This is a genomic window from Azospirillum sp. B506 (assembly GCF_000333595.1).
In the GTDB taxonomy this organism is placed as follows: domain Bacteria; phylum Pseudomonadota; class Alphaproteobacteria; order Azospirillales; family Azospirillaceae; genus Azospirillum.
Genome location: NZ_BADK01000023.1, coordinates 1 through 23639, shown reverse-complemented (window position 1 = coordinate 23639; position 23639 = coordinate 1). Strand labels below are relative to the sequence as shown.

At 65.9% G+C, this 23639-nt stretch carries 19 protein-coding genes and 6 pseudogenes; 15 read left to right on the top strand and 10 right to left on the bottom strand.

Annotated elements, in window-relative coordinates:
* The first annotated feature begins 61 nt into the window (after positions 1-61).
* From I71_RS34710 to I71_RS00710, 7 genes are all read left to right on the top strand, one after another.
* The gene (locus I71_RS34710; protein ID WP_049975842.1) at positions 62-2173 is read left to right on the top strand and encodes a P-loop NTPase fold protein; all 2112 of its coding nucleotides are present in this window, start codon (positions 62-64) and stop codon (positions 2171-2173) included.
* Positions 2143-3558: a site-specific integrase gene (locus tag I71_RS00735; protein ID WP_049975841.1), complete on the top strand. Its 1416-nt coding sequence runs from the start codon at positions 2143-2145 to the stop codon at positions 3556-3558. Before I71_RS34710 ends, I71_RS00735 begins: the two co-directional genes overlap by 31 nt.
* Before the next feature lie 162 nt (positions 3559-3720).
* Entirely contained in the window at positions 3721-4392 is a 672-nt protein-coding gene (locus I71_RS34705) for a cold-shock protein (protein WP_049975840.1), read from the top strand.
* A 305-nt stretch (positions 4393-4697) separates the two neighbouring features.
* A complete protein-coding gene (locus tag I71_RS00725) occupies positions 4698-5435 on the top strand; it encodes a hypothetical protein (protein ID WP_042688724.1) in 738 nt (245 codons plus the stop codon).
* A 420-nt stretch (positions 5436-5855) separates the two neighbouring features.
* Positions 5856-6368, top strand: coding sequence for a hypothetical protein (locus tag I71_RS00720; protein WP_049975839.1), 513 nt, complete (start codon positions 5856-5858; stop codon positions 6366-6368).
* A gap of 832 nt (positions 6369-7200) precedes the next feature.
* A complete protein-coding gene (locus tag I71_RS00715; RefSeq protein ID WP_042688720.1) occupies positions 7201-7443 on the top strand; it encodes a DUF4160 domain-containing protein in 243 nt (80 codons plus the stop codon).
* Between the two features lie 13 nt (positions 7444-7456).
* Positions 7457-7960, top strand: a complete 504-nt coding sequence (locus I71_RS00710) for a hypothetical protein (RefSeq protein ID WP_049975838.1) — start codon at positions 7457-7459, stop codon at positions 7958-7960.
* 60 nt (positions 7961-8020) lie between these two features.
* Here I71_RS00710 and I71_RS00705 read toward each other — a convergent pair whose 3' ends face one another.
* The 3 genes from I71_RS00705 to I71_RS00695 form a co-directional block, all read right to left on the bottom strand.
* Entirely contained in the window at positions 8021-8374 is a 354-nt protein-coding gene (locus I71_RS00705) for a hypothetical protein (RefSeq protein WP_042688719.1), read from the bottom strand.
* A 273-nt stretch (positions 8375-8647) separates the two neighbouring features.
* Positions 8648-8848 (bottom strand): hypothetical protein, encoded by a 201-nt coding sequence (locus tag I71_RS00700; protein WP_042688715.1) that lies wholly within the window; start codon positions 8846-8848, stop codon positions 8648-8650.
* A 467-nt stretch (positions 8849-9315) separates the two neighbouring features.
* Positions 9316-9639, bottom strand: coding sequence for a hypothetical protein (locus I71_RS00695; RefSeq protein WP_042688713.1), 324 nt, complete (start codon positions 9637-9639; stop codon positions 9316-9318).
* A gap of 59 nt (positions 9640-9698) precedes the next feature.
* Here I71_RS00695 and I71_RS36995 point away from each other — a divergent pair.
* A pseudogene (locus I71_RS36995) lies at positions 9699-9800 on the top strand (IS5/IS1182 family transposase); the annotation flags it as partial.
* Positions 9801-9871: 71 nt separating this feature from the next.
* Here the strand turns inward: I71_RS36995 and I71_RS00690 are convergent.
* Complete coding sequence (locus I71_RS00690; RefSeq protein WP_042688710.1) at positions 9872-11071, bottom strand: IS256 family transposase; 1200 nt, start codon at positions 11069-11071, stop codon at positions 9872-9874.
* A gap of 157 nt (positions 11072-11228) precedes the next feature.
* Here I71_RS00690 and I71_RS35440 point away from each other — a divergent pair.
* A pseudogene (locus I71_RS35440) lies at positions 11229-11902 on the top strand (IS5 family transposase); the annotation flags it as partial.
* A 2-nt stretch (positions 11903-11904) separates the two neighbouring features.
* Here the strand turns inward: I71_RS35440 and I71_RS38080 are convergent.
* Positions 11905-12060 carry a hypothetical protein gene (locus I71_RS38080; RefSeq protein ID WP_159107328.1) on the bottom strand — a complete coding sequence of 52 codons (156 nt, stop codon included), beginning with the start codon at positions 12058-12060 and terminating at the stop codon, positions 11905-11907.
* 451 nt (positions 12061-12511) lie between these two features.
* Here I71_RS38080 and I71_RS00675 point away from each other — a divergent pair, with 451 nt between their 5' ends.
* Together I71_RS00675 and I71_RS00670 are read left to right on the top strand one after the other, a co-directional pair.
* Positions 12512-13669, top strand: a complete 1158-nt coding sequence (locus I71_RS00675; protein WP_042688702.1) for an efflux RND transporter periplasmic adaptor subunit — start codon at positions 12512-12514, stop codon at positions 13667-13669.
* A 20-nt stretch (positions 13670-13689) separates the two neighbouring features.
* Positions 13690-14544 (top strand): efflux RND transporter permease subunit, encoded by an 855-nt coding sequence (locus I71_RS00670; RefSeq protein ID WP_042688699.1) that lies wholly within the window; start codon positions 13690-13692, stop codon positions 14542-14544.
* Positions 14545-14589: 45 nt separating this feature from the next.
* Here the strand turns inward: I71_RS00670 and mgtA are convergent, their stop codons facing one another.
* A complete protein-coding gene (gene mgtA, locus I71_RS00665) occupies positions 14590-17163 on the bottom strand; it encodes a magnesium-translocating P-type ATPase (protein ID WP_042688695.1) in 2574 nt (857 codons plus the stop codon).
* Positions 17164-17418: 255 nt separating this feature from the next.
* Here mgtA and I71_RS00660 point away from each other — a divergent pair.
* The 4 pseudogenes from I71_RS00660 to I71_RS36990 all read left to right on the top strand — a co-directional run.
* Positions 17419-18006 (top strand): annotated as a pseudogene (locus tag I71_RS00660) (recombinase family protein).
* Between the two features lie 7 nt (positions 18007-18013).
* Positions 18014-18472: pseudogene (locus tag I71_RS38675) on the top strand (DUF4158 domain-containing protein); the annotation flags it as partial.
* A 24-nt stretch (positions 18473-18496) separates the two neighbouring features.
* Positions 18497-19053, top strand: a pseudogene (locus I71_RS38670) (Tn3 family transposase); the annotation flags it as partial.
* A gap of 52 nt (positions 19054-19105) precedes the next feature.
* A pseudogene (locus I71_RS36990) lies at positions 19106-19198 on the top strand (IS5/IS1182 family transposase); the annotation flags it as partial.
* 58 nt (positions 19199-19256) lie between these two features.
* On the opposite strand, the gene I71_RS00650 reads toward I71_RS36990, so the two are convergent.
* The 4 genes from I71_RS00650 to I71_RS38075 form a co-directional block, all read right to left on the bottom strand.
* A complete protein-coding gene (locus I71_RS00650; protein ID WP_042688691.1) occupies positions 19257-19955 on the bottom strand; it encodes a response regulator transcription factor in 699 nt (232 codons plus the stop codon).
* Positions 19952-21466 (bottom strand): HAMP domain-containing sensor histidine kinase, encoded by a 1515-nt coding sequence (locus I71_RS00645; protein WP_049975837.1) that lies wholly within the window; start codon positions 21464-21466, stop codon positions 19952-19954. The genes I71_RS00650 and I71_RS00645 overlap by 4 nt, the downstream gene beginning before the upstream one ends.
* A 129-nt stretch (positions 21467-21595) precedes the next feature.
* Entirely contained in the window at positions 21596-22162 is a 567-nt protein-coding gene (locus I71_RS00640; protein WP_049975836.1) for an invasion associated locus B family protein, read from the bottom strand.
* Positions 22159-23639, bottom strand: a 1481-nt coding sequence (locus I71_RS38075; RefSeq protein ID WP_042688689.1) for an MBG domain-containing protein, incomplete at its 5' end; no start/stop codon positions are given. The genes I71_RS00640 and I71_RS38075, both read right to left, overlap by 4 nt.

Here is a 23639-nt window from a genome sequence, read left to right as displayed (position 1 = left end):
ATAATGACAGTTATCAGGGCGTTATTATATTGCCTTGCCCGCCGCGATTGGCTCGGCTAGCTTGGACGGCGTCGTTTTCCCGCCCGAGGCCGCTGTGAACCACCGCCCCGACCGCCCGATTAAGTCTCCCGCCGACGACCGCCTCGGGCGCGACGGCTTCGTCGCCCGCCTCGCCCGCGCCCTGGTCACCTCGGATGGCCGAGCCAGCGGTGTCGTGGTCGGCCTCACTGGTCCCTGGGGCAGCGGCAAGTCGTCTCTGCTCAACCTGCTGCAGGCGGAGATCGAACGGCAGCATCCGGCTGCGGTGGTGGTGCGCTTCGATCCCTGGCTGGTGTCGGGCCGCGACGACGTGATCACCCAATTCTTTGCCGAGCTGCTGGCGACGATCACCATGGTGGGCACCGCCAACGGCCGGCATGGCGATATGCTGCGCGACCTGGGCGCCAAGCTGGCCGGCTATGCCAAGGATCTCGCGCCGGCCGCCGGCCTGTTCAGCGTGGTGCCCGGCGTCGGCATGGCCGCGGCAGGGGCTGTCAGGGTGGCCGAGACTTTGCTGACCCGCGACCGGTCCCTGGCGGCGCAGCATCGGGAACTGGCCGACATGCTGACCGGCGTCGACGTGCCGATTGTCGTCCTGATCGACGAACTCGACCGGGTCGAGGACGCCGAGGTCCGTGCCGTCGCCCAGCTCGTGCGTGCCGTCGCCGACTTTCCGGGCATTTCCTACCTGCTTGCCTACGACCGGAGCCGGGTGATCGAGGCCCTTGGCGACAAAAATTCGGAGCGCGGGGCTGCCTATCTGGAGAAGATCGTCCAGTTGGAGATTCCCCTGCCCGTCGCCGTAAGGTCCGAGACGCAGGGCCTCTTCACGACGGAGTTCGAGGCTGCGGTGCCGTCCGGTGTTCGCCCGGATGGCTGGCGCTCCGATCCGCGCTGGACGCGTCTGCTCGCAATCGCCACCGATGGCCTGCTGACCACGCCGCGCGACAGCCGACGGGTGTGCGGCATGTACGCCGTGCTGGCGCCGATGGTCGTCGGTGAAGTCGATTGGCTGGACCTGCTGGGCTATTGCATTCTGCTGGCCAAGGCTCCGGCCGTTGTCGAGGCGATCCGCCGCAAGCCGCGCCTAGTGGTGCGTGATGCTCCGGTTGACCGGGAGGCGGACATAGATTGGGTCGCCTTCTCCGAACAGGAGCGGGCCGGTCCAGACCGGCGGCTGGCCGATTTGGGCGTCGAAGCCGAAACGCCGCTGGCCCACCTGCTGGCGCTTCTGTTTCCACGGTTGCGCACGACTGGCGCGGCGCCCCTCCCGGACATCGCCGACAGTCTGGGCCGGCATCGCACACTGATGACGGTGCTGCGCCTCGGCCTGCTGCCCGGTGCCGTATCCCGCCATGAAATCACACGCTTCCTGGCCGGCGACGAGGGCAGCATGCTGATACAGCTTCAGGCACGCTCCGCCGAACAGACCCTCGGCCCCTTCCTTGACCGGCTGCAGGATGTCTACCGGGAAATCGCGGACCCCGCCCCCGAGCGGACCCTTCGGATTCTCGGTCGCATTTCCCGAGACATCGATGCCGCCACGCCGGAGCACAGCGGCGAATGCCATGCGCGCTGTCTCTGGTTCATTGAGCTTCTGCATCAGGCGGTGAAACGGTGCGGCGTGCCCATCGAACTCGGAGCACGCGTGCTGACCACACTGCTGGCAGACGGCCATCTCGACGCCGTAGCGACGGTGCTGCGCCATCAAGGTTCTGCGCTCGGCCTGTTCGGGGACAAGCAGCAAGACATCAACGACGCGTGGCTGTCGCCTGAGACTGTCAAGCATCTAGCCGGCGAGTTGGCCAAGGTCGTGCTGGCCCACTGGAAAGCTGGGACCCTGCTGTCAGCCGTTTATACCCCCGAGCCCTTGTTCTTGACGCACAACCTGGACCAGTGGAGCGAAGATTGTCGTGCCGGTCTGACAGAGCGTGTTCGCGTCGACGATGGCGCGCTCCGCACCGTCACGCTCCTGCTGTTCGGCTATGGCATGATGGGGTTCGCACACGTCAACACCTTCTTGGATGCTGCTCTGCTGCAAGAGCGTCTAGCGGCGGTTGCGGACGCCGATCCTGCGTGGGCTGGTCGAGCCGGGAACGCCCGATGGTCGGCCTTGAACTGCCGGCGGTTCTGACGATGGCGAAAACCACCACTCTTCCATCCGCTACCGCAGTGGCTATTCCCTTCGCTTTCCTGCCCTCGCTGAGTCCCGAGATCGTGGAGAGCCTGCGCGTCGCCATCACCGGGCCTATGGCCGTGGCAACCCGGCGGGCGCTGCTCGGTGACGGGCGGACCTTCGTGCGCTGGTGCGCCCAAGCCGGTTTGGGTGCGCTGCCGGCGTCGCCGGGTACGGTACAGGCATTTCTTACCGCCGCCCGCGCCGCCGGCCGCAAGGACAGCACCGTACGCCGCTACCGCAGCTCGCTCGCCTGGTGGCATGCCGCCGGCGGCTTCGCCAATCCGTGCGCCCGGTCGGCCATGGCCGTGCCGGTGCCCGCGACCACCCTCACCGATGCCGCCATGGCCGCGCTGCGCGGCTTCATGGACGTTGCCCAGCGCGGCTATGCCAAGGCGACCCTGCGCGCCACCGAGGCCGACGTTCGGCTGTTTGCTGGCTGGTGCGGACAGCAGGGGCTGTCCTGGCTGCCGGCCGAGCCGGAGACGGTGCGGCGGTACATCCAGACGATCGGCAAGGCCCGCAAGCCGGCGACCATCGCGCGCTATCTTGCGTCGATCAGCCTGATCCACCGCGCCGCCGGCCACACCGACCCCTGCCGGCACTGGAGCGTGACGCTGGAACGGCGCGGGCATGCGCGCGAGGTGGGCTCCGAGCGGCGACAGGCGGCCGCCCTGACCGACGCCGTGCTGGCCCCCATCCTCGATCGGCTCGATCCGGCCCAGCCCGACCGGCCGAAACCGCTGAAGCCCATCGACCTCCGCGACCGCGCGCTGCTGCTGGTCGGCCGCGACACCCTGGCACGCGCCAACGAGCTGGTGGCGCTACGTTGGGAGGATCTCCACCCGGTCGATCTTGCCCTAAACCCGGATGCGCAGCCGGGAGAGGCGACCATCCGCATCCGCCGCTCCAAAACCGACCAAGAAGGGCAAGGTGCCGAGGCTTGGCTGTCCGCTGAAACCGTGGCAGCGCTCGCTGCCTGGCGCGCGGTGGCGCCGCGGTGGCCGGCCGACGCGGACGGGGAGGGGCCGAACACCCGGGGCGGGGCTTTTCTGTTCTGCCACCTGTCGCGCAGTGGCGTCGGCGAACGGATGAGCCCGGCGGCGGTGCGCCGCGTGGTGGAACGGCGTACTGGCGAAGCGAACCCACTCGCCGTCGGCTTCAGCGGGCATTCCCTGCGCGTCGGCGCCGCTCAGGACCTGCTGGCCGCCGGCGTCGATCTGCCCGGACTAATGCAGGCGGGGCGGTGGACGTCGCCGGTGATGCCGGCCCGTTACACCGAGCGCCTACGGGCAACACGAGGCGCGGTGGCTCGGGTGCGGCGAGGGAAAGGGAAAGGGTAATTCCTGCATCTTCTGGTTGGGGTCGTGTCCCATGACGTGGTGTTCCGGCACAGAGCATTCCCCCGCTGATGGAGATCAATGCTTCGTACAGTGGAAGTCTGGAGCGCATGCTCATCTTGCGCTACCCGAAGATGTAGCATATCCGTCGGACGGAGGGACAAGATGGCTCAATTAGAAGGGACCATACGGTCGTTCGTGGCTGTGAAGCGGTTTGGCTTCATCGACGGTTCCGATGGAAAAAGCTATTTTTTCCATGTCAACGGCTTCGCAGAACGCGTTGATCCAGAGCGGATCGTCGAAGGGGCGCTGGTCACTTTTGATCCGGTTCCGACGCCGAAAGGCGTGGAGGCCCGCCAAGTACGTGTGGCGCGCGACCAAGCACTTTACTGGGTTCGTCCTGACCGCTTTCTGTTCCTCAAAGAGACCAGCCTGAAGAGGGGTAGGGTGCTGGTTGAAGCGGATGCTGTTGGGGTTAGCGGGAAGGAATCTCCCGACGAAGCCCGGGCTGCGCTTGCCGACTTGGCACATAGTCTGGGTGCCACTGCCGTGCTCGGCGCCCGCTACGTGAAGGGCACTGCGAGCAGCGGCAACTACCGATACACCGTACATGGATACCAAGGGATTCCGGCCGTCGTTATGGAGCCAATGGTGACGACCGACCTGAAGCGCGTGGAGCAAAATGAAAAGGAGTGCGGCGAGCTCATCTACGAGTTCCAGGATCGCTACAGAAAGTACCAGGAGACACTACGCCGTGAGCGTTTTGTGCGGGCCGTGCTCAAGTGCGTGTTCTGGGGAGCAGCTGCCGTGTTGGTGCTCGCGTTCCTGAGACGGTAGGATTCGCAAAGACCTGAATACCGACGCTTCAACTCTGTCAGGGATCCGTTGTCGTTGGAATCTGGGGTCACGACACCAAAGTAAGATTCGTCTGGGATATCGGAACACGGTGAGACCCTGTGCTCCTACATCCCGCAGGGCCGGCTTGTCATAACGTCCGGACTCTGCTTTACGAGACGAAGGTTCCGTCCTGGCGCGCCCGTGTGCGCGGTTGCAGAAGTGGCCTTGTGCAACCGCCCTTACTGTGCGCCGCCCCGCGTGTCGGATAGTATGGGCACCGTGATGGTTGCGGACCATGCGGGGGCATGATGACACGGGAAGAGTTCGAGCACCTTGATAAACTGCGGAAGGAGCGTCGGCAGGTACTGGCGATGGTCAGTGACTCGCGTCGGGAGTGGGCGGCGATCGAGATCCGGCTTCGCGAGCTGAAAGCGGAGAAGAAGCAGTGCCCAGCCGATAAGGCCCGGTTGGCCGCCATACAAGCCGAAATCAAGAAACTGCAGACCGACTTGAAGCGGGAGGAAGACATAAGAGATCAAGCAATGGATACCGTGAGAAATATCAATGCCGAGTGCCTGGTGGTTCGGAACAGCGGTGCCAGCGTGCAGGCGGTGGTGCCCTCCTCCATGATGTCCGACGACCGTCTCAGGATGGCGGATGCCTTCTTCGACGCCTTTAAGACGATGGAGAAGCATCCAATGTCATGGTGGCCGTCGCACTTCCTCCTCACCCACATGATCGAGTTGGCGCTGAAGGCATTCCTGGGCGCGCGCGGTATCGACGATAAGGTTCTCACGAAATGCTTTGGTCATGACCTTGGCGCGCTTCTGGACGAGGCGCAGGACCGGAAGCTGGGTCTGGACAGTGCCGTTCTCGCCGATCTGCAGGAACTGCACGAGACACATTACCGTTTATGGGGACGCTACCCGTACTACGAGGACCGTGTGGTCTATGTGATCGACCATTTTGAGAAGAGCGCCGGCACGTTGCTGACGACGGTGCGCCGGGCATTGCGCGGCGGCTACGACAGCGTCTGCCTGTGAGGTCGCCGGTCGCGCCTGTCCAGCGCGGTTGCAAATCCCGATGTTCCATCATCGCTGTTCGGCGTTGCGTGCCCCCCTCGCGCGCGCGAGGCCGGCTGTGCGCGGTTGTACGGGCGGGTTTGTCATAACGTCCCTCCGCGGCCGGGTTGTAGGGGCGTAACCCACTGATTTGACGCCCCTTCGCGCGGGGGTGGAAGTTATGCGAAAGCGCCCGGGCGGGGCGGAATCAAGATGTGGTAGGACAGGGCCGAAATCCCGGCGCCCCCCGGTTGAATCCGCCCGCTCCGCCGGAGGGGTCGAAGCGGACCCGCCGGCCGCGGCCGAAAACCACCCGCGGAACGCGAAACTCCGTCGCACCCTCTTGTTCAAGGCTGATTAGCTTTCCACCCTTTCCGCTGAAATTGCAGAAAGGCCTCCCCCGTGACCGAAAACCCCACCGTCACCAGCCGCGTGACCATGACGCGACCGCGCGGTGCCATCCGCATCGAAGACCACACGGCCACTGCCGTCGTCGGTGTCACCGGTCCCATAGCTGTCGAAGAGCGTCCATTCACTTGGCCCGGCCTCGGCGCCGAAGACCATGTGCCAATGTTGCTGACCTTCGCCCGCTGGGCCATCGGTCGCCAACTGGCCGAGGCCCTCCGCCGCCCGTTCGACACCACCGTCGCCAGCCAAACAGAAGACGGCTGGCAAACCGTCTTCACCTGGAGCGGCGGCGGTACGCTGCCGATCACCGTGACACTGTCGGAGTTCGTTTCCTACGCCCACGCTGACGCAGCCGCCCGAAAGATGGTCGAAGCGTTCATTCCCACCCTGGTGCCCGACGGCGGCACCGTCCTGCGCTCGTCAGATCGGGTCGGTTACGCGTCTAAGAACGCAAACCCGCCGCCGTGGATCATGCAGATCCTGAACAGTGCGGCGCTCTATCCCTGACGGTGGACATGTAACCGGGGGGTCCCTTGCGGGAAGCCACCCGGCACCGCATACTGACCGCTACCGCCGGCCGGGTCTGGAACACCCGGCCGGCGGTGGCCAGCCGGTCAGGTCACGCTGCGGATGAAGATGATCACCGACCCGACGAACCGCAGGCCCTGGGCAAACCAGGTCAGGCGGCGACGGTGGCGGATCAGGCGGCGGTAGACTTTCGACGTCGTGTTCATCGGTAGCTCCAGTTGGCAGTTCGAGCGGGCGCGGGGGCGTGGCGTCCAAACCGTCCCCCGCGGCCCTCCCACCGACCATTCGGTGGTGAAGAAAGCATCGCCTCCCGACCTCTCCCGCGGCAATAAAAAAGTGAGCCATTAGGCAAGACGATGCCGGGGCTTTGACCAGTCATTAACCGGCGTTGCCCGGATGTCCCACAAAGGGGCTTCGGATTAGAATAGGAATAGGAATAGGAATACGCCTACAACATCATCGTCGAAATGTTTTGTTCTGTTTACATCCCTGCACAACATCGCGTTGAACCGCTGGATTAACTTCGTCCGCTACCGACAACACCGGCGGCAACGTTGCCAACGCCAACATCGGTCGCAACGGCGGTATCCTTGCCAACGGACCGATCATCCCCTTCGGCCGCTTCCGTCCCCGGCGTTCCCCCGGTTGAATCGCACTCCCCGCCGCCGGCTCGAAAACCGGACCCGACCAGGACGGCGGAAAGCCGCGCGCCCCGCGTGAAGCCGCCATCTTTTTGCACGACATCACAAATTTTGTGTTTATAGAAACACAAAATTTGGGTAAGCTGAAGGCATCAAGACGGGGGGAAGGAATGGGCAAGCTGACGAACTTCGGGAAGGTGTGGGTGGGGGTCCAGACCCGGGACCACAACCCGGCGCACTTCCACCTGAAGGGCGCCGGCGTCCGCGCCATGATCGCCATCGACCCCGTCACCATCCTCCGCGGCAAGGTGCCGTCCGACCTGTGGCCCCAGGTCCAGGCCTGGGCCATCGCCAACCGCGCCGCCCTGGTCGCCGAGTGGAACAAGTGCAACCCCCTCTACCCCACGGTCTGAAAGGAGGCCCCCCATGAGCGAAGCGTTCGTCACCGGCATCGATCCCCGCCCCGTCCCGGAGATCGCCCACGTCGAAGCCGGACCCGGCACCCTCCTCACCGTCGAGTGGGTCGGCGGCGGCGGGGTAACCGTCGATCTCGCCGGCTGGATCGCCCTGCACGACATCGAGGCCCTGCGCATCCCCGGCATCTTCGCCAAGCCCGAAATCGGCGAAGACGGCGACACCGTCCAGTGGGCCGGCAGCGAGGACCTGTCCATCGACAGCGTCCATCTGGAGCTGCTCGCCGACCAGCAGGCCGCCTTCGGCGCCGCCGAGCTGGTGGCGTGGCAGGACCGCCACCGCCTCTCCAACATCGAGGCGGCCGACCTCTTCGCCGTCCATGTCAACACCTGGAGCAACTACCGCACCGGCGCCAGCCCGGTGCCGCGGCCCCTGGTGATCGCCGCCCGCGCCATCGACCGCGACCCCCTGCCGCTCGCCGCCTTCCTGCGCCCCCGCCGCCCCCAGGCCGCCTGACCGAACGCCCTTGCCATGTGGACCCTGCCCCTGCTGCCCGGGGGGGCGCGCCTTCGGCCTTCAAGGGCGCGGCGGCAGGGGACGTGTCTTGAGGTACTGCTCGGCGATCTTCTGGACGCGGGCACGGTCCTGCTCATCCCAGAGGGCGAGCAGCTCGCGGGCGCGGGCCTTGTCGTGTTCGGCATCGGCGGCGGAGTGGGCCTTGGCCATTTCCGCCGCCGATGCCAGCCTGGGCGTGGGGCGGGGGTGCGGCCGGACGGTGATGTCGCCGGGGTTTTCAGGGGTGCCGCTGTAGGTGGCGTGGAGTTTGTCCACGTTGGTGCTGCCGGGGTGGCTGACGGTTTTCGCCTCCAGGTCGATCATGTAGGGCGGATTGCCAGCCGGCCCGCGGGGATTGTGGATGGGTTGTTTCATGGGGGTGTCCTCTGTCGGGTCGTCGCCTTCCTTCGACATGGGGAGCGTCGCCGGCCGGCGCAAAGGGAGTAAACGGCCCCCTCCCGCGCGTGGGGCGCCGTTTACTCCCTTTGCCGGTGCGGACCTGACGGCCGAAATCATCACCGCGCACTTGGAGGTGCGGTTCTCACCGGAGCGGCGGGATTGGGTCCGGTGGGTACGCGCGGCGCTCCGGGATCTGGACGCGCAGCATCATTGAGCTGGGCCGCTTGGTCGGTCGACAGCGTTTGGGCTTCAGCCGATGGCGGCGACGGTGCCGAGCAGCATCAGGATGCCGACGGTGCCGGCCCGATAGGTGTTCAGCAGCAGACGAACCGCGTGGATGTGCATCGGTGTCGGCTCCCGCCCGCCGAGCCAGATGACCGCCAGGGCGGTGATCAGCGACAGCAGCAGCAGAGTCCCACCGGTTTCCAAGACGATAACATAGGTGGTCATTCAATGCCCCTTCAGGATAGGTCAGCGGTTGAGTGGCCGCGATGAGGGGGCAAGTGCCTGACAAAGGACAAGCGAACCTCATCCGCGGCCGAGCAGCAGTCGGCTACGATGAAGTCCCTTGTTCCTGGGTCTGCGCTCAAGAACACTGAGGAACGGATAACTCTTTGAGACTAAACCGATCTCCAGGTCAAAGGTTAGCTATCCCTGTTGCCTCGGTCGGGCAACAGTCCGGGCGGCAGACACACCCGGCGTTACATACCAGTACTCTGGTCTTGGGGCGGTGTCCGTTAAGCCGGACGGTACCCGTTATGATGCAAATATCATCTGGGGCGTTGCCTTTGCGGCGGCAAGACCCCGATCCGCCCATTTCCGCGCGCGGTATCGCAGCAGCGGGGCCGTTCCAAGAGTGGGGGCCCCCCTCGCTTTCGGTTGTGCGGGCGCATTTTCCATATATCCCAGAGCCTGCTTTACGAGCCGGGCGTCCCAAGGTATGTGCGGTAGATCGACATAGCCTCTTGGATGGTGGCCAGGGTGTCCGGGCCGCCGTCGCCAATGGTCCTGTGGATCTCGGTGGCGGTTATAATGCCACAATCGAAAGCTGGCGCGGGGATGATGGTTAGCCGGATGCCCTGCGGGAGCGGCTCCGCTTTCCTGAGAGCATGGTGCTTGGTGGCATTGGCGGCCGGTTCCAAGGCGCCGAAGGCGTCCGATTGTTTCTTCAGATGCCCGAAGAAGGCTTTTTCGCTGTCGCTGTTGTGGATGCGCGCGCGGTCTCTAGGCGGTAAACTCATAAATCGTCTTGGCCTAGAGAGTGGTGTCGTGATTCAAGGGTTTCCCGAAGGAGCCCTTGATGACGTGCCGCCGCTACGAACTCACGGACCAGGAATGGTCGATCCTATCGCCGCTACTGCCGAACAAGCCGCGCGGTGTGCGGCGTGTGGATGATCGCCGGGATCGTGTCCCGAGGCGTGGTGTAGGATCGCGGGGCGCTCATGTGGTCTCCGGCAGGTCTGGCCGGGACGGTCACGCGGCCGCAGCGGGCAACGTGAGGGCGAGATCATCGCGCAGCGGAGCGATGGTTTCCAGAGTCATGTAGCGCGCCCGCTGAACCGCCCATTCATCGTTCTGTTCGAGCAGGATGGCACCGATCAGGCGGGTGATCGCCGCCTCATTGGGAAAGATGCCGATGACCTCGGTGCGCCTCTTGATCTCGCCGTTTAGCCGCTCCAGCGGGTTCGTGCTGTGGATCTTGGCGCGGTGCTCCTTGGGAAAGGTCATGAAAGCCAGCACGTCCTCCTCAGCCTCGTCGAGCAGGGCGGCCAGCTTGGGCAGCTTGGGGCGGACCTGATCGGCGACCTGACGCCACTGCGCCTTGGCAGCGCCAGCGTCATCCTGGGCGAACGCGGTGGCGATGAAGGCCGACACCACACGCCGGCCGCTCCGACCGGCGTGCGCCAGGGCGTTTCGCATGAAATGCACCCGGCAGCGCTGCCATGTGGCGCGGAACACCTTGGATACCGCCGACTTGATGCCTTCGTGGGCGTCAGAGATGACCAGCTTCACCCCGGCCAGCCCGCGACGCTTCAGCTTGCGCAGGAACTCGATCCAGAAGGTCTCGGCCTCCGAGGCGCCGATGTCCATGCCCAGCACCTCGCGCCGTCCGTCGGTGTTCACGGCCACCGCGATGGTCACGGCGACCGAGACGATGCGCCCGTTCTGGCGGACTTTCACGTAAGTGGCGTCGATCCACAGGTAGGGCCAATCGCCTTCGATGGGACGCTCCAGGAAGGTCTTCACCCGCTCGTCGATCTCTTCGCACAGCCGGCTGACCTGGCTCTTGGAGATGCCGCCCATGCCGAGCGCCTTGACCAGATCATCCACCGAGCGTGTCGAAATGCCGTGGATGTAGGCTTCCTGGATCACGGCGGTCAGCGCCTTCTCGGCCATCCGGCGTGGCTCCAGGAAACCGGGGAAGTAGCTGCCCTTGCGCAGCTTGGGGATGCGCAGTTCGACGGTGCCGGCGCGGGTTTCCCAGTCGCGCTCCCGGTAGCCGTTGCGCTGGACCAGCCGCTCGGCGGAGCGCTCGCCGTGGGCAGCGCCGGTCAGGCCCTGCACCTCCAGCTCCATCAGCCGCTCGGCTGCGAAGCCGATCATCTCGCGCAGCACGTCGGCGTCAGGACGCTTCTCCAGCAGCGCGCGAAGCGCCATCATCTCGTCGGTCATCGTGGTCACCCTTCGATCGGGTTGAGGTGTGGTGACCAGACTCTACCGAAGAACCACGATGACCGCCCCGCTGTGGACAACCGGCCCGCCTACGCCAGCTCAGGGGGCGCTGCGGCGGGCCGGTTCCCCACAGCTCCTACACCACCTCGTGGGGCACGACCATCGCCGGGTTCTGAATGGTATTCTGTGGCGGTTCCGCACCGGATCGCCCTGGGCGGAGATACCGGAACGGTATGGTCCTTCGACGACCTGTTACAACCGGTTCGTGCGATGGCGGAAGGCCGGGGTCTGGGATCGGCTTCTGGAAGCGGTATCGGCAGCCTACGACGGCGACATCGTGATGATCGACAGCAGCTGTGTTCGCGTGCACCAGCACGCGGCCACGGGAAAAAGGGGGCTGGAGACGATGGCGGCATGGGACGTTCCCGTGGGGGCCTCACCAGCAAAATCCACGCGCTCGTCGATGCGGAAGGCCGCCCCGTCCGTCTGCGCCTGACTGCCGGGCAGGTTGCCGACTGCACCGAAGCCGACGCCCTGACGGAGGATCTTGGCGAGGGGGCCATCCTGTTGGCCGACAAAGGCTATGACAGCAATGCCATCCGCGCCAAAGCCACCGAGCGGAAGGCTTGGGCTAACATTCCGCCCAAAACCAACCGCAAGGGCAGCTTCGTCTTCTCGTCCTGGCTCTATCGTCAGCGGAACCTTGTCGAAAGGTTCTTCAACAAGATCAAGCAGTTCAGAGGTATCGCCACCCGATACGACAAACGACCCGAAAATTTCCTGGCGGCAGTGAAGCTCGTCGCCGTCAGGCTATGGTGCCAGGGATTATGAGTCTACGGCCTAACCCTCCAGTAGTGGTATAGCCGTTCGTGGAAGTGGAAGACCTCGCGCACGGCGCTCACTGCGCGGCGCAGGGTGTCGGGATCTCGGGCGAACTCCTCGACCAGCGGTTCGGTCACCTCGGCAAACCACTCGTCTGGTGGGCGCATATCGAGTGCGAGAATATCGTCGACGGTCAGCCGCTTAGAGGGGGGAGTTGGCATGGCAGTCTCCGATTGTCGGGAGCATGGGCGGCAACCATAGCATGGTCGCGCCCCATTTACTCCGGAGCCGCGCGCGGTCAGCGCCGGCAGGCCGCCAGCGGAGCTGCGGCATCGAGGACGGCGATGATGGGCTGGGGTCGAGCTGGCCGGTGTCCAGCAGCAGGATGGCGAGCAGGGTAAACAGGCAGGTGGCGCGGGTACGGCGGGAAAAGGATGGAAGGAAGCCGCCGTAATGGCCTGGGAGGTCGGGCGGAGGCGGGCACCATCGGCTTCGCGGCAGTTCGCTATGATTTTCAATCTCCATCGAATCTCCACACTCCCTCGACCGAAACGCAATCTGCTGCCTTCAGTTTGTCCGCGTGCTTGTTGAGACCGGCCGGCGTCTGAAGGAAAGAGAATGAGGATCGACCAGTTGCGCTGCCACGGCGGCGCCTGTGCGTTGGTGGCCGTGATGCTGATGGCGGGGTGCGAGCGGTCCGAACCGGTAGTGATCCCCCCGGCCCCGCAGGTTTCCGTTCTCACCCTTGCGCCCTCCCGACTGGAACTGACTGACGATCTGCCGGGCCGTGTCACCGCGTTGCGGGTTGCCGAGGTACGGCCGCAGGTCAGCGGCATCGTGCTGCACCGAAGCTTCGAGCAAGGCAGCGAGGTGCGTGCCGGCCAGCCGCTGTTCCAGATCGACCCGGCGCCGTTCAAGGCCGAGGTGGACATTGCCGCCGCCGCCCTGCAGCGGGCAACGGTGGGGCTGGAGCGCGCCAGGGTGCAGGTGGCGAGGCTGCAGCCGCTGCTGAAGTCCGATGCCGTCAGCCGGCAGGTCTACGACGATGCGGTGTTCCAGCAGGATCAGGCCGTGGCCGACGTGGCACAGGCCCGCGCCACCCTGGCCCGCCGCACACTCGACCTGAAATTCGCCACGGTGGAGGCGCCGATCCCGGGGCGCGTCGATCAGGCGCTGGTGACCGAGGGGGCGCTGGTCGGCGGCAGCGACGGCAATCCGATGGCGCGCGTCCAGGAGATCGATCAGGTCTATGTGGATGTCCGCCAGCCGGCGTCCTCGCTCGCTTCCCTGCGCAAGGCCCTGGCCCTGCGGCAAGCAGAGTCCGGGGACGGCCTGCCGGTCGCCATTCTGCGCGACGACGGCAAACCGTACGACGCGACCGGGCGCGTGCTGTTCTCGGGCATCTCCGTCGATCCCGGCACGGGCGACGTGCTGCTCCGCATCCTTGTCGACAACCCGCAGCGCGATCTGCTTCCGGGCATGTTCGTTCGCGCGCGGGTGCCGCGCACGAGCTACGCCGATGCCCTGACCCTTCCCCAGCAGGCGGTGGTGCGCGTCGGCGGCCAGCCGCAGGTGTGGACGCTCGACGGGAACGATCAGGCCTCGCTCAAGCCGGTGGAACTCGGCGAACTGGTGGACCGCCGCTACCGCGTCGGCGCCGGCCTCGAAGCCGGGCAGAAGATCGTGGTCGAGGGCATGGACCGTCTGTCCGAGGGCGTTCCGGTGGCCGCGCGTGACTGGCCGGTTTCCAAACAAACCGCCACCACCATGCGCTGAGCGAACAGGACGATTCCAACATGCCCCAATTCTTTATCCGGCGCCCGGTGTTCGCCTGGGTCATCGCCCTGTTCATCATCCTGTTCGGCGTGATCGCCATTCCACAGCTGCCGATCGCCCGCTACCCCTCGGTGGCGCCGCCAACCGTCAGCATTCTGGCAACCTACCCCGGGGCCACGCCGCAGACGATGAACGACGGCGTGATCAGCCTGATCGAACGCGAACTGTCGAGCGTCAAGAACCTGCTCTATTTCGAATCGGTGTCCGACGCCTCCGGATCGGCCACCGTCACCGCCACCTTCAAGCCCGGCACCGCGCCGGACATGGCCCAGGTCGATGTGCAGAACAAGCTCAAGTCCATCGAGCCGCGGCTGCCGCAGGTGGTGCGCCAGAACGGCCTGACCGTTGAATCGTCGTCGTCGAGCTTCCTGATGATCGTCGGGTTGAAATCCGATGACGGCCGGTTCGACGAAACCGCCCTCAGCGACTACATGGCGCGCAACATCGTCGAGGAGCTGCGGCGCATCGACGGCGTCGGCCGGGTGCAGCTGTTCGGTTCCGAGCAGGCGATGCGCGTGTGGGTCGATCCGGCAAAGCTGATGGCCCGCGGGCTGTCGATGGGCGACCTAATGGCGGCCATCGGCCAGCAGAATGTCCAGATCGCCCCCGGCAGCGTCGGGGCGTCGCCCGCGTTGCCGGGGCAGGCCGTGACGGTGCCGCTCACCGTTCAGGGACAGCTGACCACAGCCGAGGAGTTCGCCGGCATCGTGCTCCGCGCGGAGTCCAACGGCTCGAAGGTGACGCTCGGCGATGTCGGGCTCCGAGTAGCAGTGGAACAGAAAGTCCGATTGAGAGTGTCGATCGTCGGTTGGTGATTTTTGGGGGCGCCTGCAAGGCGCCTCGGAGAGGGCAGGAGGCGATCAATGCCACAATGAGACCCGGCCTCGCACGCCGTGCTGTGGAGCGACATAGCGGAAGAACACCCGCTTGATGATCTCCACGAGGACCAGATAGGTGACGACGGCGGCCACCAGGAACAGATAGAAGGATACCGGCGGCGCCACGAAGCCGAAGAAGGATGCCAGCGGCTTCAGCGGCAGCAGCGCGCCGATGGTGGCGTTTCCCAGCGTCAGCCCGGCCAGGATCGCATTGGGTCGGCTGAGCCAAGGGCTGCGGCGGGTGCGGATCACGAAGATGACCAGCACCTGGGTGGCCAGGCTCTCCACGAACCATCCGGTCTGAAAGAGCGCCTCATCGGCGTTGAAGAGGTGAAGCAAGGCGTAGAAGGTCAGGAAATCGAACAGCGAGCTGACCGGGCCCAGCACCAGCATGAAGCGCTGGATCAGTTGCAGATCCCACTGTACCGGCAAGGCCAACGCCTCCGCCTCCACGTTGTCGAGCGGAACGCCGGCCTCCGACGCATCGTACAGCAGGTTGTTGAGCAGCACCTGGGTCGGCAGCATCGGCAGGAAGGGCAGGAACAGCGAGGCTCCCGCCATGCTGAACATGTTGCCGAAATTCGAACTGCTGCCCATCAGGATGTACTTGGTGACGTTCTGCACCGTCCGGCGCCCCTCCATCACCGCCTCGTGCACCACAGACAGATCGTGGTCGAGCAGGATCAGGCCGGCGGCTTCCTTGGCAACGTCGGCGGCGCTGTCCACCGAGATGCCGACGTCGGCGGCATGGAGGGCCGAGGCGTCGTTGATCCCGTCGCCGAGGAAACCGACCACCCGGCCGGACCGCTTGTAGGCCAGCAGCACGCGTTCCTTCTGCGCCGGCGTCACCCGGCAGAACACGTTGACCTTGGGGAGGCGGGCGCGCAACGCCTCCTCGCTCATTGCCCGCAGATCGTCGCCCGTGATCAGGCCGGTGACGGGCAGGCCGAGTTCGGCACAGACGTGCCGCGTCACCCGCTCGTTGTCGCCGGTCAGGATGCGGACAGCCACCCCGGCCCCGGTCAGATCGCGGATCGCCGCCATCGCGCTTGCCTTGGGCGGATCGAGGAAAACCGCGTAGCCGGCGAAGGCCAGCTCGCTTTCGTCTCCCAGCGCGGCGGAGGTATGCTCCGGTCCCATCGCCTTGGAGGCGATCGCCAGCACCCGGAACCCGTCCTCTCCCAGCTTCTGGAACAGGGCATCCAACGCGGCCCGCGCCGCCGGGTCGAGCGGCTTCTCGACGCCTCCCTCTCCTTCGTAATGGGTGGATTGCCGCAGAACGTCTTCCGGCGCCCCCTTGACCACCAGCAACCGCTCGGTGCCATCGGTGACGAGAACCGAGACGCGCCGCCGCTCGAAGTCGAAGGGCACCTCGTCGATCTTTTGCCAGCCGGTCACATCCAGGGTGCGGAAAGCGATGATGGCCTCGTCCAGCGGGCTCTTAATGCCGCTTTCGAAATGGCTGTTCAGGTAGGCGAGGCGGAAGACCCGCTCGCTCTCCTTGCCGCGGAAGTCCAAGTGGCGGACCATGCGGATCGTCGCTTCGGTCAGCGTCCCGGTCTTGTCGGTGCACAGCACGTCCATGGCGCCGACGTTGTGCATGGCGGCCAGCCGTTTGACGATGACCCGGCGCTGCGCCAGCCGCATCGCCCCGCGCGCCAGCGTGACGGTGACGATCATCGGCAGCAGTTCCGGCGTCAGCCCGACCGCCAAGGCCAGGGCGAACATCAGGGACTCCAGCCAGGGCCGGTGGAACAGCACGTTCACGGCCAGCACGAACAGCACCAGGAAGATCGTCAGGCGCAGGATGAGGAAACCGAACTGACGGATGCCCAGCTCGAAGGCGGTGGGCGGCGGGGGCGCCTGCAGGGTGCCGCTCAACTGGCCGAACGCTGTGGCGTCGCCGGTCCGGCAGACCACGGCGATGGCACTGCCGCTGATCACCGAGGTGCCCATGAAGACGGTGTTGAGCGCCTCGCCGGCATCCTGGGCTGGAGCGGCGGGTGCCTCGGCGCGCTTCTCCGCCGGGTAGGGCTCCCCGGTCAGCATGGCCTGGTTGACGAACAGGTCGCGCGTTTCGATGAGGCGGCAGTCGGCTGGAACCAGATCGCCGGCGGCCAGACGCACCACGTCGCCAGGGACCAGCTGATCCACCGGCTCCGACACCTCCACGCCGTCCCGGCGGACCTGGACGCGCACGGCGACGGTGCGGCGCAACGCCTCCACGGCATTCTCGGCTCGCACCTCCTGGACAAAGTCCAAAGTGACGCTGAGCGCGACCATAACGATGACGATGACGAAGCTGGTGACGTTGCCGGTGGCTGCCGACAGGCCGCTGGCGAACAGCAGGATCAGCACCAGGGGGTTGAGGAAACGGGTCAGGAATTGCAGCCACAAAGGCCGGTGACGGTGCGCCAGCGGTTGGTTGAGGCCGTATTGGCGACGGCGGTCCTCCACTTCGGTCCGGCTCAACCCGGCGACGGTTGTTTCAAGGCTTTCGAGAACAGCAGAGATCGGCCGGTTCCAAATCTCATCCCGGATGGTGCCCTGGCCCACTGGCGTGCCCTCGGCTGTGCGGCATGCGCCATGGTAAACGACCACCGATGGCGAGGAAACGACGCGAACGATCGGCCCGGCTCTTCAAGACTAAAGAGATTGGCGGCACGGTGGCTCAGGCATCGAAAAACACCTGTTTTCCGACAGGTTTCCCCACCTCGCCGCTGGTCGGCTCACCGGCTCCGCTTTCCTGTACGGCAATCCCCGTCGGAATGATAGGCTGCACGGAAATCGCCGCAGAGCGGTTTTCCGTACATGCGGGTCGGCTACATGCGCGTCTCGTCCGACAGCGACCGGCAAAGCACGGCCTTGCAGCGCGATGCCCTGATCGCCGCCGGCATCGATGCACGTCACCTGTTCGAGGACAAGGCGTCGGGAGCGCGCGATGACCGCCCCGGCCTCAAAGCATGTCTCGCCTTCCTGAAGCCCGGCGACACGCTGGTGGTGTGGAAGCTCGACCGTCTCGGCCGTACGCTGCCCCACCTGCTCGACATCGTGACCGGCTTGCGCAACGGCAACGTCGCGTTCCGGTCGTTGACGGAGGGCATGGACACGAACACACCGCATGGGGAGCTTCTGTTCCATATCTTCGGGGCGCTTGCCCAGTATGAGCGTGCCTTGACCCGGGAGCGAGCACAATCTTAGCTTGTATCGGCACGACGGCGCCGCCGGATTGGTGGTCGCCCTCTCGCCATTGCACCTGAAAAACTGGACGCGGTCGTTGCCGCTCTTGATAACGGCGCGAGCAAAGCGGCGGTTTGCCGTACCTTCGGTATCGCCCGGAGCACGCTCATCGACACGTTGGCCCGCGCCGGTTGGACCGGCCCCGGCTCGCCTCGGTGATCCCGGAATGCCGGTCAGCTTCCTGACGCCCGAGCAGGAGCGGCGGTACGGCCGTTTCAACGGTGTCCCGGCCCAGGAACAGCTCGATCGCCATTTCCATCTCGACGACGCCGATCTGGCGATGATCGGGCGCCGGCGATGGGATCACATGCGCCTCGGCTTCGCCGTGCAACTCGGCACGGTGCGCTTCCTTGGCACCTTTCTCGCCGACCCGACCGAGGTGCCGGCGGAGGTGGCTGCCACCCTGGCCCGACAAATCGGCATCCCCGACCCGGCATGCCTTGGCCGCTATCGCGGCGGAAAGGCCCGCTGGCACCACGCGGCCGAAATCCGACACGCCTACGGCTATCGCGAGTTCGCTGAGCCGGCCGCGCAATGGCGCCTCCAGCGGTGGCTCTACGCGCTGTGCTGGACGGGGACAGACCGGCCGACGGCCCTGTTCGACCAGGCGACGGCCTGGCTGGTAACGCACAAGGTGCGGACGGGCCTCATCGCCGAGCATTGGGATGATCTGCTGCGCTTGGCCGGTTCCCTCAAGCTGGGCCTCGTACAAGCCGGCGGGTTGATGCGAACGCTCCAGACGAACGACCGGCCGACCCGGCTGGCGCGGGCGCTGGAGGAACTGGGCCGCATCGTCAAGACGCTCTACCTGTTGGCCTACATCGACGACGAAGCCTACCGCCGCCGCATCCTCACCCAGCTCAACCGTGGCGAGGGCCGCCACCAGCTCGCCCGCGTCGTCCTTCACGGCAAGCGGGGCGAACTGCGACAGCGCTACCGGGAAGGCCAGGAGGATCAGCTTGGCGCCCTTGGTCTGGTGTCAACGCCATCATCCTATGGAACACGATCTACATGGATGCTGCGCTCGGCCAATTACGGATGGAAGGCTTCGATGTTCGTGACGAGGATGTGGCCCGCCTGTCACCGCTTACCCATGAGCACATCAACGTGCTCGGCCGTTACGCCTTCACCCTTCCGGAGCCGGTGGCTCGGGGTAAACTGCGGCCACTGCGCAGTCCGGTAGCCTTGGCCTATGAGGACGCCTGAATCGGACTTTCTGTTCCGCTGCTACTCGGACCCCAGTTTCGGACACTTCTAGGATTTCCGGCGCATCGCCACCCGTTACGACCGGTCCGTCACCAACTTCATGGCCGCCGTCCACATCGCGGCAACCGTCGCCTACCGGTTATGAGTCCGGGTCCCGGTCTCGCCAAAGTGTATGAGGCGAAGATCCGCAGGGAGCGGCGGTATCAGTCGATCCGTCCAGGGCTGGTGAAGGCATAGCCGGTGCCATAGATCACCTTGATTGGCGAGGGAAGATCAGTGGATTTGGCGATCTTGCGGCGCAGGCGGCTGACCACCGCGTCGAGGTGGCGATTGTCGAAGGTGGTGTAGCGGCGGGCCATGGCGCGGACCAGGTCGTCGCGCAGGCAGGTCTCGTTGATGGTGTTCATCAGCACGGTCAGAAACGCCACCTCGGTGGCGGTCAGCTTCACTGCGCTGAGATCGGGAGCGATCAGGCTCCAACTCGGCCGGTGGAGGACCCAGGTCCGTGGGGGGAGCGGCTGTGTCCGGTGGGACGGTTCCTGGATACGGCGGAGCAGGCTGTTGATCGCCGCCTCGATCTCACGCAACGAGGTGTGCTTGACCATGTAGATGTCGGCACCGCTGTCATAGCCGCGCACCCGCTCGTCGGCTTCGCTGAGGGCAGTCAGCATGATGATCGCGCAGGTTCGCTCTGCGCGCAGCCGGCGCGCGATTTCCCGCCCGTCGCCGTCAGGCAGGCCGATGTCGAGGATCACCACGGCCGGATCCGGTCGCGTCGCCATCAGCTCCGCCATGGCGGCGACCGACCCCGTCCCCTCAGCGGTGAAGCCCCGCATGCCGAGATACGTGACGAGATCGGCGCGCAGCGCCGGCTCATCCTCAACCACCAGAATCCAACTCATGGTACATCGACCTTTCGCGCACTGTCCATGGCGGCGTTCGGGCCGGGCAGGGGAAGCCTGACCGTGGCGACCGTTCCCCCGCCGCCGTCCCTGCGGTCGCCGTTGGGGTCGCCCCCAGGGACACCCCCAGGGACACCTTGGCGCCGGGCCAGCGTGAGCGTCCCGTCGTGATAGGCCAGCAGCCGGCGGCTGTTGTACAGCCCCAGGCCGGTGCCGGTCGCCGCGCGGGTGTTGGACGCGCGGTAGAAACGGCTGCCGATCCGGCCCTTCTCCTCCTCGGGGATTCCGATGCCGGCGTCGGTCACCATCAATAGAATGGCGGAGTCGACGATCGACACCCGGACATCGACGACGCTGTCCGGCGGAGAATATTTGAGCGCGTTGTCCACGAGATTGATCATCACAGTCAGCAGCATGTCGGGATCGCCGCGGTAGATCAACGTCCCCGGGTAGGGCTCGACCCGCAGCCGTGGGGCCATCCCCAATGCCTCGAAATGGCGGTCGACATCCTCCAGCATGGCGTTGACGTCGATGTCCTCGATCTGCAACATCCCGCCATCCCGGCTGTCGATCACCAGGAAACGGTCGATGAGGGTGATCAACCGGCTGACCGCGTCGTCGATCCATCCCAGACGCTCGGTCACGCCGGCAGGGGGATTGGGCAGCATCAGACCGGTCATCTCCGTCGCCCGCTTGATGATCGCCAACGGGGTGCGGAATTCATGCCCGACCATCCGGATGAACTGTTCCTGATCCTTGCGCAGCGCCGTCTCGGCCGCCAGGCTGGCGGACAGTTCCGCCTCCAGCTCGCGGCGCCGTTGGACTTCCTGGGCAAGGGCGTGGTTCTGCATCCTCAGATCGATGGCCAATCGGTTGCTGACCATGAACAGCATGCAACCGAAATAGGCCATCAGGAACAGGTTCGCTTGCAGGAAGAACCAGCCATCGCCGTTCGTCAGGACCGCCGTCTCGGCCGTGTCGCCGGATCGCAGGGTGACCCCCATAATGTACACGCCGGTGATCGCCACGATGTATTCCACAAGAATGCCTGTGGTGATCCAGCGCAACGCCCTCGGCTGGCTGCGGTCGCGCATCAAAGTCGCGCACATGAAGAGCATGACGACGGAGGTGTAGATCACCGCGGACAGGACGCGCGGGCCGAGATCGCTCGGGGTGAGAATGACCGAGGTGCTCCAGATCGCCGCGTGGAGACCGAACCACGCCACCGCGAGCCGGGGATAGCACGGCTGTCCAAGAAAACGTGCCAGCGCGTCGGCGAGCATCAGAAGACCGGCCTTGATCAGCAGGTTGTCGAGAATGACGCGCCAAGGCTCGGGAGGCGTTTCCCGCTGCATGAACAGGAAAAGGCCGATGGCGACCAGCAGCAGCCCGCCGGCGACGAACTTCAACGCGGCAAAGCGGCGTAAGGACAACCACATCAGCGTCCATACGACGGATTGCATCAGCGCGTTGAAGAACAGGACGGCGACGATTGTCTTGAGGTCAAACATCGGTGCGTTGCGACCTGGCTAATGCTGGAACGCTTTGTGTAGCGGATATCACCGCGACCTCGGCAGTGGAAAAGATCGCGGCTGCGCGGTCGGCGCGGTGGCCCGCGCCGTGCCGCCATCGGCGCGCCCTCAGTTGGACATCGCGGAGATCCGGGCGAAGGCGGCCGGAAAGCCCTTGAGCGGAACCGGGATCCGAACCGCCTTGCCGCCGTCTATGGTGACTGCGCCGACCGTCAGGGTCGCGACTTTCGTCAAGCCGGCGATCGTGGCCGCGTCGAACGCCAGAGGGACGATGCACCCGATCGGCAGGCAGGTGGTGATCGGCCGGCTCGGCCCCGTTGCGTCATCCCCATAGGACAGGGTCACGCCCTTGGCCAGATCCAGACCGAACGGCATGATCAGGGTCGCCTTTGCGGTGCCGCCGGGAGCCGGCAGAACCTCGACGGTCAGCAGGCGCTGCCGGGACTCCCCGTCGAGCAAGGTCTGCATCATGAAACACCGGGGCGACGCCTCCTGGGCGACGCATGCGACCTCCCACCGGTCGTAGGTTTCACGCAGGGTGCTGGAGCCGGCCGGCAGGCCGGAGGCCGCCGCATGCCCGGCGACGGCGGCGATGATCGCCGGAACGGCGAGGCCGCACCACCGGCGCAGTCCTTGAACGCCGTTCCGACCACGATGATGCCAGGGGCGGGTCATGGCGCGTTCCCAACCCGGATCGGGTTCGGGGCGACGACGAGGACGGGCCGCGCCGCTGTCGACGGAGCGTTGGACAAGGAACGAAGCGCCCCGCCCCCGCCGGCGGCGGGGGCCACCCCGTCACCGACCGTCGCACCGCCGGGATTGTCCCCATCACTCGCCGCGCGGGTGAGGCGGATGAGCGTGCTTGCCGTCGGCGCGTCGGACGCGGGCACGACCGGTGTGGTGATCTCTCCGGTGTTCACGACGCTGTTCACCGTCAGCGCACCCGGCGCGTAGGAGATGGCGTAGTTGCCGGAGGCGAGACCGGACGCGGTGAGCGTGTAGCGGCCGGCATTCACCGCACCCTGTGCGGTGCCGCCATAGGCCAGCGCTCCGCCGAGCACCGCCGCCGTCTCGCCATTGACGAAGCCGCTGTAACTGACGCCGTTGCCGCCGCTGTAGGCCAACCCGTCGTAGGTCTTGCTGGCGTTGTTGGCGGTCACCGTCAACGCCGCCCGGTTCACCGTCAGCGCGCCGGGCGCGTAGGTGATGGCGTAGTTGGCGGAGCTGAGGCCGGACGCGGTCAGCGTGTAGGTGCCGGCGTTCACCGCACCCTGTGCGGTACCGCCATAGGCCAGCGTTCCACCGAGCACCGCCGCCGTCTCGACATTGACGAAGCCGCTGTAGCTGACGCCGTTGCCGCCGCTATAGGCCAGCCCGTCGTAGGTCTTCGTGCCGTTGCCCGCCGTCACCACCAGCGCCGCCTGATTGATGGTGAGGGTGCCCGGCACATAGGAGATGGCGTAGTTGGCGGAGTTGAGGCCGGACGCGGTCAGCGTGTAGGTGCCGGCGTTCACCGCGCCCTGTGCGGTGCCGCCATAGGCCAGCGTCCCGCCGAGCACCGCCGCCGTCTCACCATTGACGAAGCCGCTGTAGCTGACGCCGTTGCCGCCGCTGTAGGCCAACCCGTCGTAGGTCTTCGTGCCGTTGCCCGCCGTCACCACCAGCGCCGCCTGATTGATGGTGAGGGTGCCCGGCACATAGGAGATGGCGTAGTTGGCGGAGTTGAGGCCGGACGCGGTGAGCGTGTATGTGCCGGCGTTCACCGCGCCCTGTGCGGTGCCGCCATAGGCCAGCGCTCCGCCGAGCACCGCCGCCGTCTCGCCATTGACGAAGCCGCTGTAGCTGACGCCGTTGCCGCCGCTGTAGGCCAGCCCGTCGTAGGTCTTGCTGGCGTTGTTGGCGGTCACCGTCAATACCGTCAGCGCCGCCTGGTTCACCGTCAGAGCGCCGGGCGCGTAGGAGATGGCGTAGTTGGCGGAGTTGAGGCCGGACGCGGTGAGCGTGTAGGTGCCGGCGTTCACCGCGCCCTGTGCGGTGCCGCCATAGGCCAGCGCTCCGCCGAGCACCGCCGCCGTTTCGCCATTGACGAAACCGCTGTAGCTGACGCCGTTGCCGCCGCTGTAGGCCAGCCCGTCGTAGGTCTTTGCTGGCG